The sequence below is a fragment of the Paenibacillus tianmuensis genome, assembly GCF_900100345.1.
Lineage (GTDB): Bacteria > Bacillota > Bacilli > Paenibacillales > NBRC-103111 > Paenibacillus_G > Paenibacillus_G tianmuensis.
Window position 1 is genome coordinate 48,301 of sequence record NZ_FMTT01000001.1, and the last position, 12,470, is coordinate 60,770.

Here is a 12,470-nt window from a genome sequence, read left to right on the forward strand (position 1 = left end):
AAGCGGATCGTTATCGACTCTTACCTGCCATTCGTTAGGCATACTCCAACTATGGAAAGCGAGGGAACAAGCGTGCTGCTCGATCACATTCATCAGCCTGAGGACTTGAAACGTCTGACTGTGGAACAGCTGGAGCAAGTGGCTGCGGAAACGAGACATTTTCTTGTCGAGAAGCTTTCGGTCACCGGCGGTCACCTCGCGCCCAACCTTGGCGTTGTCGAGTTAACGATTGCTATGCACTATTTGTTCGACAGTCCGAAGGATAAATTTATTTTCGATGTCGGCCATCAGTCGTATGTTCACAAGATTTTAACCGGTCGAAAAGATAAGTTCGATACATTGCGCAAATATAAAGGCCTGTGCGGCTTCGTGAAACGTTCCGAAAGCGAGCATGACGTCTGGGAAGCCGGTCACAGCAGCACTTCGCTGTCCGCTGCGATGGGGATGGCCGTCGCCCGCGATTTGAAGGGCGAGACGAACCGGATCATTGCCATGATCGGCGACGGAGCGCTCACAGGCGGTATGGCTCTGGAGGCTATAAATCATATCGGCCACGAGAAGCGGAAGCTGATGGTCATTCTGAATGACAACGAAATGTCCATCGCCCCGAATGTCGGGGCGCTCAGTCATTATTTGGCGCGCATTCGTTCGGACCGGCACTATGTGAAGGCCAAGGAAGAATTCGAGCACCTGATCAAAAAGATTCCGGCCATCGGCGGTACCTTGGCGAAGACGGCGGAACGGGTGAAGGACTCATTCAAATATTTGGTTGTCCCCGGCGTATGGTTCGAAGAGCTCGGCTTTACGTACCTGGGACCTGTAGATGGCCACAACTTGCCGCTGCTGCTCGAAACGATGAAGCAAGCGGATAAGGTCAACGGGCCTGTTCTTGTGCATGTGATCACGACGAAAGGCAAGGGCTATTCGCCGGCCGAGTCGGATTCCCACAAATGGCACGGCATCAGCCCATACAAAATCGAATCCGGCCAAGTCCTGAAGACGGTCGGCCCTCCGATGTATACGGAAGTGTTCGGCAGCACGCTCATTGAGCTGGCGAAGCAGGACGAGCGTATTGTGGCGATTACCCCGGCGATGCCCGGCGGTTCAGGGCTGCTCGGCTTTGCAAAGGCATTTCCAAGCCGGGTGTTCGACGTAGGGATTGCGGAGCAGCATGCCGCTACGTTTTCGGCCGGTTTGGCGGAAGAAGGGTTGAAGCCGGTGTTCGCGGTCTATTCGACCTTCCTTCAGCGCGCTTACGACCAAGTCGTGCATGATATTTGCCGCGCAAACCTTAACGTGGTATTTGCGATTGATCGTGCGGGCTTTGTCGGTCCGGACGGCGAGACGCATCAAGGGGTATACGATATTGCGTATTTGCGCAGCATTCCGAATATGGTGCTGATGATGCCGAAGGACGAAAACGAGATGCGGCATATGATGAAGACGGCTTTCGAGTACAACGAAGGGCCGATCGCTTACCGTTATCCGCGGGAAAACGGACTTGGGGTGCCGATCGATGAGACGCTTCAGCCGATTCCGATTGGTACATGGGAAGTGCTTCGTCCGGGGAGCGATGCGGCGATTCTGGCCGTCGGTCCGATGATTCCGCTTGCGCTGGAAGCGGCCGAGGTGATGAGCAAGGAAGGCGTTCAAGTTCGCGTCGTCAACGCGCGGTTTATCAAGCCGATGGACGAAGCGATGCTTCTCCAGTTGGCCAAAGAAGACATCCCGATCCTGACTCTGGAGGAAGGGGCGGAGCTCGGAGGCTTCGGCAGCGGCGTGCTGGAGCATTACTCGCAGCAAAATGTGTACGGCCTGCGAATCAAAATTATCGGCGTGCCGGATTATTTCGTCGAGCACGGCTCCGTCAAGGAACAGCGTAAAGAGGTTGGATTTACAGCCGAGCGGCTCGTATCGGAACTGCAGGCGCTCGTTCCGCGCAGACGGCAGCGGGCCTAACAATACGAGGTAGGAGCAATTCATGGCTGCGGACAAAGCGGAAAAAGAACGACTTGATGTCCTGCTCGTCGAGCAGGGCTATTATGAAACAAGAGAAAAGGCCAAGGCGGCCATCATGGCCGGCTTGGTGCTGGTTGACGACGTTCCGGTCGACAAAGCCGGAACGAAGATTGCCCGGAAGTCCCGGCTGATTGTCAAGGGTGCGGTGCATCCTTACGTCAGCCGCGGCGGGTTGAAGCTGGAGAAGGCGATCCATGTGTTTGGCATCAACCTGCAAGGGGTTACGATGCTGGACATCGGCGCATCGACCGGAGGATTTACCGATTGCGCGCTGCAGAACGGGGCGCTTCACGTCTATGCGGTCGATGTCGGCTACAATCAGCTGGATTGGTCGCTGCGCAAGGACCCCAGGGTTAGCGTCATGGAGCGGACCAATTTTCGCTATATGCAGCCGGGCGACTTGCAGGGACCCGAGCCGGCATTTGCCTCGATCGACGTGTCCTTCATTTCCTTAAAGCTCATTTTGCCTCCGCTGAAGCAACTGCTTGCGCCGAAAGGGCAAGTCGTTGCGTTAATTAAGCCGCAATTTGAGGCGGGCCGGGAGAAGGTTGGCAAATCCGGCGTCATCCGTGACCCCCGGGTCCATCAAGAAGTGCTGGAGGATATCCTCCAGCTTGCCCAGGAAATCGGTTATGTCATTCGGGGGCTGACATACTCCCCGATCAAGGGCGGCGAGGGCAACATTGAATTTTTAGTACATCTTCTCCATACGGACGAGCCCGGGTTGTCCGGTCCCGAATTGGACCGGTTGATCCGAGAGGTCACCCAAGAGTCGCAAAGCATGCAGAGCTCATCTTGACGGATGAGTTTTTTTGCCTTTACACAGGAATTTGGATACGGTTTCTCGAATATTCCTTCGAGGTGATTCCATGCAAAGCGGGGACGGCTTGATCGTGTTTTTGGTGGCGCTGGCACTGGGGGCATGGGTGTATGTTTACGCCCGAAGCAAGCTGAAGGAAGCCGTAGAGGATGAGCCTCCGTTCGAATTTCTCGCCGACGCGGAGGTGCCGGAGGATGAAGCGACGGAGCTTCTCAAGGCGCGCGGCTATTCGGTCCTTAGCGGGAAGAAACGCATTCCCGTACACATCAAAGTCAACCGCAGCGAAACGCTTCAAAGCCGGCTGTTCGTCGATTATACCGTTGAGAAAAACGGCCGGTATTACATCGCCAAAACAGCAAAAGAGCGTAAACCGATGGAGCGGACCGGAAGCTGTGTCCGCGACTTTCTGCTCGTGTATCAACTGCTATACCCGAAAACGGCAGGAGTATTATATGTAAATGTGCCTGAACAAACGGTGGATTGCTATGTGTTCGAGATGCAAGCCGAAGATGACGATACCGAGACCCCATAACCAGGGAGGATGCTATGAAAGGCCAACGACATGTTAGAATACGCGAAATCATCACCAACAACGAAATCGAAACGCAGGACGAGCTCGTCGAGCAGCTTCGCAAAGCGGGCTTTCATGTGACGCAGGCGACGATTTCTAGAGATATCAAAGAAATGCACCTGATCAAAGCGCCGCTGGACGACGGAAGGTACAAATATTCCATGCCGGCCGATCAGCGTTACAATCCGCTGCAGCGCTTGCGGCGGGCGCTCAACGATCATTTTATGCATATTGACCATACCGAGAATCTCGTCGTGCTCAAAAGCTTGCCGGGGACAGCCAGCGCGATTGCGGCGCTCATTGACAGTCTGGAATGGAATGAAATTATGGGGACGATCAGCGGCGACGACACGATTCTGATCATTTGTCGGACCAAGGATCACAGCTCACATATCGTTAATCAAATCTTGGGAATGCTCAGTTAACGTCAGAGAGGTGTAGTCTATGCTGCTGGAACTATCCATTCGCCATCTGGCGGTAATCGAACATGTCGAATTACATTGCAAAACCGGATTCCATGTCTTGACAGGCGAAACGGGTGCGGGCAAATCGATCATCATCGACGCACTCGGTCTGATTGCGGGAGGCCGCAGTTCGTCTGATCTGGTTCGCTACGGAAGGGACAAAGCGTCGATCGAAGCGTTGTATCAGATCGGGAAGGATCATCCCGTTTGGAATATTTTGTCCGGCGTGGGAATAGAAGCCGACCCGGAGGAGCATCTTATTATTCGCAGAGAAATAACGGCTCAAGGCAAAAGCACCAGCCGCGTAAACGGACAATTGGTCAACCGGGCGGTGCTTAGGGAGATCGGCGATTGGCTTGTCAATATCCACGGACAGCACGAGCATCAATCGTTGTTCCGGGTGGAGGAGCATATCCGGTGGCTCGACATGTTCGGCGAGCCGCAGATTTTGCCTGCCAAGCTTGCTTATCAGGAAGCGTACGATGTGTACCAGGGAATCCGCAAGCAGCTCAAGGAGCTTCAGGAAACCAGCAAGCAAGCGCTGCAAATGATGGATTTGTACCGGTTTCAGGTCGAGGAGATCCGTTCGGCCAAGCTGAAAGCGGGAGAAGACGAGGCGCTGGCCGATGAGAAACGAAAGCTGGTCAATGCGGAACGGCTGTTCCAGAACGCCTCCGACGCTTACGATCTGCTGTACGGAGGAAGCAAAGGGCTGGATGCCGTTGGCCGCGCTGTCCAGAAGCTTCAGGATATCGCCGCACTCGACCCCGCTAAGCTTCAGCCGCTGCTGGAGCAGGTGCAAGGGGCCTTCTATCAATTGGAAGACGCGGCTTACCAAGTGCGCGATTACCGGGATGAAGTGGAGTTCAACCCTTCCAGACTCGATTTTATCGAGCAAAGGCTGGATACGATTTCGTCGCTTCGCAGAAAATATGGAGAATCGGTTTCGGATATCCTTGCTTATGTTGAAAAGATTGAACGGGAATTGGACCTGATCGAGAACAAGGACGAAAAGCTTCAGCAGCTGCAAAAAGAGGAATCGGCGGCCCTTGAACAGGTACAACGGCTGGCTTCGGTTCTGACCGAGCAGCGTATGATCGTAGCGGACAAGCTCGCGGCGGAAATCGTGGCGGAGCTACGCGAGCTGCAGATGGAGCGGACGCAATTCCGGGTGCATTTTGCTGTGAATGGGGAGAAGAAGCTGACGCGCGAAGGCGCCGATCAGGTCGAGTTTCTGATTTCGGCCAACCCCGGAGAACCGATGCGTGCGCTCAGCAAAATCGCTTCCGGCGGAGAAATCTCCCGCGTCATGTTGGCGCTTAAATCGATTTTTGCCCGGGTGGACAGTATTCCGGTGCTTGTCTTCGACGAAGTGGATACCGGGGTAAGCGGACGCGCGGCTCAGGCCATAGCCGAGAAGATGTCCAAGCTGTCCCGGAGCTGTCAAATCTTCTCCATTACGCATCTGCCGCAGGTCGCCTGCATGGCGGACGTGCATTACCGCATTCATAAAACGACGGATGGAGACCGCACTTATACGAATATTGACGACTTGAATACAGAAGAACGCATTCACGAGCTCGCCCGGATGCTGGGAGGCGTCGAAGTGACCGACAAAACGCTCCAGCACGCGCAAGAAATGCTCGTCCTTGCCGATAACATGAAAGCAAAGATGAGCTAGTCAAGGGAGCATTTTGGAGTTATAAAAGAAAAGGGCGGGGGTTACCTTAAAGGTACACAAACGGCGGTGCAGCCAGCTTTGAAGCCGGAAGCCGGAAGTCGCAAGCCGCGTGCCGCAAAGCAAAGGAAGCAAGGGAGCGTGAGCGAATTGGGTTCCAACCACAGAAAAAGATTGATTGGATTACTGCTCGTCCTCTTCGTTTGTTTGGGTAGCCTCACCACCCCTTTCCGCAGTTTTGCCTCATTCCCCGAGGAGCTCCGGCTTTTTACTGGACAGCAAACCCAACTAAAGCTGGCGATGCCCGTCAGCGCGCAAGTGACGGTCAACCATCCGGAAGTACTCAAGGTCAATGGCTCGGCAAGGCACTCATTCCAAGTGGATCTTCATCATCCTATTGCACTTGAATCTTATCAAGCCGGACAAGCTGAAATGAAGCTGAAGCTATTCGGTAAAATTCCTTTTAAGACGGTTAAAGTCAATGTCGTCCCGGATTTAAAAGTGATTCCCGGCGGTCAGACGATCGGCGTGAAGCTGAAATCGGCCGGGATTATGATCGTCGGGCATCATTTGGTGGCGATCGCGGATGACCGCAAAACGTCTCCGGGCGAAGAAGCCAAGATACAACTAGGCGATCTCATTGTCAAAATGAACAGCAAAACCGTAAGCGACGTAAGCCGGGTAGCGGATCTCGTCAAAGCGGCGGGAGAGGGCAAAAAGCCGATTATGCTGACGATCCGCCGCGGAAGCGAAACGCTCGACATTCCGATTACACCTGCGTATGATATCGTGGACAAGGCATACAGGCTCGGGCTGTATATTCGCGATTCGGCCGCCGGAGTCGGGACGCTGACCTTTTATGCCCCGGATCAAGGCGTCTACGGAGCGCTGGGCCACGTCATTACCGATATGGACACCCAAGTGCCGATTAGGGTAGGCAACGGAGAGATCGTGCATTCAAACGTCACCTCGATTTCGAAGAGCCAGAACGGGGAACCTGGGGAAAAGCGCGCTCAGTTCTCTAAGGAAAGCAGATCCATTGGCAACATTGAGAAAAATACGCAGTTCGGCATTTTCGGTAAAATGTTTGATACGCCGGGGCATAGCTATAGCGACAAGGCACTGCCTGTCGCCTTCGCCGAAGAGGTGAAAGAAGGTCCTGCGCAGATTTATACGGTGGTCAATGGCCAGAAGGTCGAGAAATTCGATATCGAGGTCGTTCATGTAGCGAAGCAAGATTATCCGGCTACCAAAGGGATGGTGATTAAAATTACTGACTCCCGCCTGCTGGACAAGACCGGAGGGATTGTGCAAGGCATGAGCGGAAGCCCGATTATTCAGAACGGAAAAGTGATCGGAGCGGTGACTCACGTCTTCGTCAATGATCCGACGAGCGGCTACGGATGCTTTATCGAATGGATGCTGCAGGATGCAGGCATAATGCTTCGCCCTTCCAATACGGAAACAACGGAACTGAAGGCCAGTTAATGGTCTTCGGTTTTTTTGTGAAGTACGAAATATTTGCTACGTTTCGAATCGTTTATGGACGAAGTGTGGTTATTTCTTGATTAGAGACATACAATATGTAGCATTTAATCGTTCTTTGTCGAAAGATGTATAATGATGGAGTAAATTATTAATTATAAAATAAAAGTCAGAAAAAATCCAGAAAAATAATATTCGACAGAAGGAATTTTAACCTGCATGTCGAAATTGTATTGCAGGTAAATAATGCTAAAGCAAATTGCCGCAAATGAAGGAGGCGCTTACCATTGCAAACCATTGAAGTTCTTTTAGCAGACGACAACCGAGAATTTACAAATCTTCTTTCCGAATTCATCGATGATCAGGCCGATATGCAAGTGACCGGCGTTGCTTACAATGGAAATGATGTGCTTCGTTTAGTCGAGCAAGGCCCCCGAGTGCCGGACGTATTGATTTTGGACATTATTATGCCTCATCTGGACGGTCTTGGCGTGCTCGAGAAGCTGCGGGAAATGGATTTGAATCCGCAGCCAAAAATCATCATGCTCACTGCTTTCGGTCAAGAAAACATTACCCAAAAAGCGGTCCAGCTCGGCGCCTCGTATTACATTTTGAAACCGTTCGATATGGAAATTTTGACGAACCGGATTCGGCAGATGATCGGCACAGCGCCAGTGACTTCCTCTTCGTCGTCGCAGAAAGCAAACATCGTTCAATTGCCTAAAGGTAAAAATTTGGATGCCAACATCACAACCATCATTCACGAAATTGGTGTGCCCGCTCACATTAAAGGGTACCAATATTTACGTGAAGCGATCACGATGGTTTATAACAACATCGAAATTCTTGGAGCGATTACGAAAACGCTGTATCCGGCCATCGCCGAAAAGTACAAAACGACGCCAAGCCGCGTCGAGCGGGCGATCCGCCATGCGATCGAAGTCGCTTGGACACGAGGCAATATCGACAGCATCTCGCATTTGTTCGGTTATACGATCAATATCAGCAAAGCGAAGCCGACGAATTCGGAGTTCATCGCGATGGTGGCGGATAAGCTGAGGATTGAGCATAAGGTAAGCTGAGAGTAAGCATGACGCGGGTTAGAGCGTGTCAATGTCAAAAGCAAGGATTGCTATAAATATCGGAAATGTGCCGTTTTGAGCCGATAAATATCGAAGTGACAAACTAACAAATACCACTTGTTTATTGGTCTTCCTAGAAGCCGATAAGGAGTGGTATTTTTTAATGACTGATTTTGACTTTCAAATGGATAATCATGCTTTGCTGTTCATCCAAAAACCTTTCACGTAAGACCTTGGAAAATACTATTTACAAAAGGAGGTTTTGGTAATATAATGAATTTAGCACTCAGATAATCTGATTGCTAACAAAAAAGAGAGGAGAGGTGTTATTGGCTAAGAATACGAATGAAGGTTTTAGAATCGGTGCAGTTAAAGGTAGAAGTCAGACTAAAACTCACAGCGGTCATTACGTCGAAAGGGATACTGCTACTGGTCAATTTATTAATATGAAAACTAGTGATAAGACGCCATTTAAAGGTGTTAGAAAAGAAAAGTAAACCCAAGCCTAGTAATGAATCTTACTAAGGCCTGGGTTTTCATGTTTCAAATCCCGCTAAGAAAATGTGTTTGATACATACCCACTCCCTATTTTAAGCCGTTTAAAAGGCGATTTAAGGCTTTAAAAATATTAATAGGGATAAGAAGGGGAAAATCCATTAGAATTGACTAGAACATACTTTATGAGCTTCTGAGGGGTATACTACTATCAAAATGTTGACAAAAAAAATAAGACCTGATATATTATACATAAGGCCATAAAGGAATTAGTCTATGAAATTTTGGTCTAACTAAAGAATCATTTTAATGCGCCAACATCAAAATGAGTCATACTACATAACATCTGAGTAGGTTATCATCTTTTTCGATTGTTTACAAATTCGATGATACCAAATGTTCATGCAGAAATCAAGGATTTATTCTAATGTGAACTTTTAAAATACCTAGATGATATAGTAAATCCCTTTAGTTATGACCTTAGGATGAAGAAGGATAGTTTCAGCTAAAACTGATGACTTCTCATTGCTATGGCTGATTAACGAATGGGGATTTTTTTAAGGGGGTTAGTAGAATTTGTTTAATATACTAAAATATTCTACAACCTCAATGAAAAATCCTCCTTTGAAAAAACAAAATTTAGAGGTGGATTTTATGAAGAAAGATGAACTTATTGAAAACCTAATGTTTTTCCAACAATTTATTGGAAAAGAGAAAGTAAAGAGGCAATTACGTGATGTTGGTGAAGTAAGTAGTGATACTTTCCCTAATTTTGATGAAGTATATACTACTATTCGTAGCTCGAAGCCAGAGAAACAAAAAAGTGATTCAACATTAATTACTTGTGAAGCACTAGCGACAGGTTTCGAGGAGAAGATTTTGACTGAAAGTGATATTGATGACCTTTTATTCAGACTTATTGAAGATAGTTTGTTCAATTCCTACCTTTATAACATTACTTCTCATGATGTGATGCTAGAGGATATGGGGGCATTTCCAGAAGTGATGAAGGCATGGTCTGTTCCAGAACAAAAATCATTAATTAGAAATGTTTCAAAAGCTCAAAAAGGGATGGAGTATATTATTTGTACTTATCGGGAATATGTAACGGATGGTAAACTTGAATCGTTTAGAATGTTGTTACTAGACAAAGAACTTGTTATGATAAGTGGAAAAGGAAAAGATGACATTTATGTAGCGTATCCTACACTGGTTGAGTTCGATTTTAAACGGAACTTATTGCATATAAGACTTAGAGATGTTGATAATATTGATAGTGATGCAGAAGAAGTAGGAACTATGAGTGGTAGAATAGAACGTACCCTTAAATTTATATCCACTTTATCTCCAGTGATAAAAGTAGATAAATTCGGTGGTTTTAGAAAAAGTCTTTATCAAATTGAAGAAAACATACTATCCGAGAAAAGAACAAAAGCAGAAGAATTACTTGCCACGTTCGATGAGTCAATTAATATTTTTGTGGAACAGGTTGTAAAGAGATTCCAACCTCCTTTAGATGCTAAATCGACTCCTAAAGAATTTATCTCATATGCAGTTCTCTCAATTATTGCCACTACGCTTAAAGTTAATGAGCTTGGTGATGTGATTGGTATTAAATTCCGTAGCACACGCGAATCGGAATCAAACAAATATGCTGAAGTGTCTATTTCAGATAAAGATTACAAATGCATCTCGACTGATAAAGTTTATTGGCAAAACCTGATAATTTTGCAAGAACAAAAAGCAGTTGAAAGTCTAAAATTAATTAAGATATTAGATTCAGGGTTTGTTGAAGCTAAGCTAGAGTTCTCAATGGAAACAGCGAACGTAAGAATCCATCAGCGAAGCGAGCATCCTGACAAAAAGATGCGTAGTCAGCCATCTGATGAAAAGTATTCTGACTTTATTAATTACCTTCTTCCATTTCTAATCAATTAACTTTATTTGAGGGGAAGAATACAACATCTTCCCTTTTTCGATGAAAAACCTAATTATAAAGGATATCATATCGGATTTTTGAAAGAATAACTTGAATAACTTAAAATAAAGTTGATCGATATCATTGACTCTGCCCTTAATCTTTTGATTAGGGGTTATTACTTGTGCAATTTATTATATTCGTCGGGTTGATGAGGCGATGCGGTTAATGTATCTTTTGTTTATGTAGAATTACGGTATATACTGGGCGTGAAACATCTACGGGCTTTCATCACGGCGCTTATAATTTTTGTGATTAATGGTTGCGGAGTGGCACCTGCCAAGTGAAGCAAGGCACACCGGCAAAGGAAGCAAGCGCTTATGCAGAGGAAAAGACGATGGAATCGAAAGCAAGCGACCATCACGAAGAGGAGTTCGATAAGATTGAAATAGTCAGACCTACGAGGAAGTCACTAAGATTATCGTGGATCTGGGTGAATTGGTGGCCGATGCTTATGGCAAAAGCTCAATTCGGCTGAAAAATCGTGATTCGTCAAAGACAATATTGTTTCAGTACAATACAGTCATAAACAGCCAGCCATAGGCGGATGTCAAAAGACTGGCTGTTTGATTTTAATACCGTACAATTAAAGGAGTGTAGAAGTGAAACGTATACCAATCCTCCTCATTTTTCTCATGCTGTTCATTGCTCCGGAGAACGTAAAAGCCAACGAAATGTTGCTTCAATTTAAAAACAATCTGTTAGCAAGAGAGAACAAATCTGAAGCAACTGAGATTAAAGTAATTCTGGATGCCTATCCGGTTTCGTTTAGTGGTCCACCAATGATCACAAATTCGACGACACTTGTCCAATTCAGACCTGTCTTTGAGCGATTGGGGCTTCAAATCCGTTGGGATGAGCAAAACCAAATTATAATTGGACAAAAGGAAGGGACACAAATCCAACTGCAAATTGGAAACCCTAATGCAAATGTAAACGGTAAGGCGGTCGTCCTACCTGTTACTCCAACTATTGTTAATGGCAATACATTTGTTCCTATTCGTTTCATCTCCGAATCCGTCGATGCAAAAGTTGAGTGGGATGAAAAAAGCCGTACCGTTATCATCGAGAGTAAAAGACAATTTGCAAGCAAAGACGGGAAGTTCCATTTTACCGCGTATGGCCTATGGAAAAATATCGCTGACATCACCAAATCAGTCGATACCGGACAAATGGACGTATTCGGTGCCCAACTTGCTATCCGGTATTTTAACTACACATTGCTACTTATCTATTCTGATCCCAAGACTGCTGACAGCTTGAAAAATCTAAAGCTAGCTGAATATCTTGAACACGTTAAAAAGGGAAGGAATATTGCCAAAAAGGAGATTATCGAGGAAAAGCAGACAAAGCTATTCGGATTCGACGCTCTTCAGATCAAATATATGAATGGGAATGACTGGGATAAAAGAATAGATACTCTTCTAGCATTCGAATCATACTCCCATTTTTATACAATTTTAAATTCCTCCTACGAGGATACTTACAAAAGCTCCAGCAAACAATTTCAAGAGATCCTTGATAGTATGACATTTCGTGAATCTTAACGATTTCCGAAATGTCGCATCGTAACTAAGACCCCATGTCAGCGTGTTGCTATTACGGGGTCTTTGGGTTATCGTTCGGTACATATTCAATCAAATCTCCCGGCGTGATACCAAGTCCTCGACAGAGACCCTCTAGGGTGTCGTAATCAATTCTCTTTGTGGCATTAGCGGCCAACGAAGTAATAGTGTTTCGGCTGACTCCTGTTAACTCTACGACTTCTTTATTTGAAAGCCCACGCTGCTTCATAATGTCTCCAAGTTTACACCGAACGGACATGAGAATCCTCCTAAAACGTTTGCACAACATGTTGACATATCGAAATGTTGACTT

The 12,470-nt window shown here is 47.0% G+C and carries 11 protein-coding genes; 10 read left to right on the forward strand and 1 reads right to left on the reverse strand.

Annotated elements, in window-relative coordinates; translation table 11 throughout:
• The first annotated feature begins 51 nt into the window (after positions 1-51).
• The 10 genes from dxs (at position 52) to BLO51_RS00320 (ending at position 12,139) form a co-directional block, all read left to right on the forward strand.
• Positions 52-1,959 (forward strand): 1-deoxy-D-xylulose-5-phosphate synthase, encoded by a 1,908-nt coding sequence (dxs, locus tag BLO51_RS00275; protein ID WP_174551168.1) that lies wholly within the window; start codon positions 52-54, stop codon positions 1,957-1,959.
• Positions 1,960-1,981: 22 nt separating this feature from the next.
• Complete coding sequence (locus BLO51_RS00280; RefSeq protein ID WP_090665611.1) at positions 1,982-2,818, forward strand: TlyA family RNA methyltransferase; 837 nt, start codon at positions 1,982-1,984, stop codon at positions 2,816-2,818.
• Between the two features lie 70 nt (positions 2,819-2,888).
• Complete coding sequence (locus BLO51_RS00285) at positions 2,889-3,371, forward strand: hypothetical protein (RefSeq protein ID WP_090665613.1); 483 nt, start codon at positions 2,889-2,891, stop codon at positions 3,369-3,371.
• Positions 3,372-3,385: 14 nt separating this feature from the next.
• A complete protein-coding gene (gene ahrC / locus BLO51_RS00290; protein ID WP_090665615.1) occupies positions 3,386-3,835 on the forward strand; it encodes a transcriptional regulator AhrC/ArgR in 450 nt (149 codons plus the stop codon).
• 19 nt (positions 3,836-3,854) lie between these two features.
• Complete coding sequence (gene recN, locus BLO51_RS00295; protein ID WP_090665617.1) at positions 3,855-5,555, forward strand: DNA repair protein RecN; 1,701 nt, start codon at positions 3,855-3,857, stop codon at positions 5,553-5,555.
• A 147-nt stretch (positions 5,556-5,702) separates the two neighbouring features.
• On the forward strand, positions 5,703-7,040 hold the full coding sequence (spoIVB, locus tag BLO51_RS00300; protein ID WP_174551175.1) for a SpoIVB peptidase: 1,338 nt from the start codon (positions 5,703-5,705) through the stop codon (positions 7,038-7,040).
• Positions 7,041-7,324: 284 nt separating this feature from the next.
• A complete protein-coding gene (spo0A, locus tag BLO51_RS00305; RefSeq protein ID WP_090665619.1) occupies positions 7,325-8,119 on the forward strand; it encodes a sporulation transcription factor Spo0A in 795 nt (264 codons plus the stop codon).
• 329 nt (positions 8,120-8,448) lie between these two features.
• The gene (locus BLO51_RS28980; protein WP_167670061.1) at positions 8,449-8,616 is read left to right on the forward strand and encodes a hypothetical protein; all 168 of its coding nucleotides are present in this window, start codon (positions 8,449-8,451) and stop codon (positions 8,614-8,616) included.
• Between the two features lie 574 nt (positions 8,617-9,190).
• Positions 9,191-10,552 (forward strand): hypothetical protein, encoded by a 1,362-nt coding sequence (locus BLO51_RS00310; RefSeq protein ID WP_090665621.1) that lies wholly within the window; start codon positions 9,191-9,193, stop codon positions 10,550-10,552.
• 675 nt (positions 10,553-11,227) lie between these two features.
• A complete protein-coding gene (locus BLO51_RS00320; protein WP_217266669.1) occupies positions 11,228-12,139 on the forward strand; it encodes a copper amine oxidase N-terminal domain-containing protein in 912 nt (303 codons plus the stop codon).
• A 52-nt stretch (positions 12,140-12,191) separates the two neighbouring features.
• On the opposite strand, the gene BLO51_RS00325 is transcribed toward BLO51_RS00320, so the two are convergent.
• Complete coding sequence (locus BLO51_RS00325; protein WP_342672318.1) at positions 12,192-12,446, reverse strand: helix-turn-helix domain-containing protein; 255 nt, start codon at positions 12,444-12,446, stop codon at positions 12,192-12,194.
• Between the last annotated feature and the right edge of the window lie 24 nt (positions 12,447-12,470).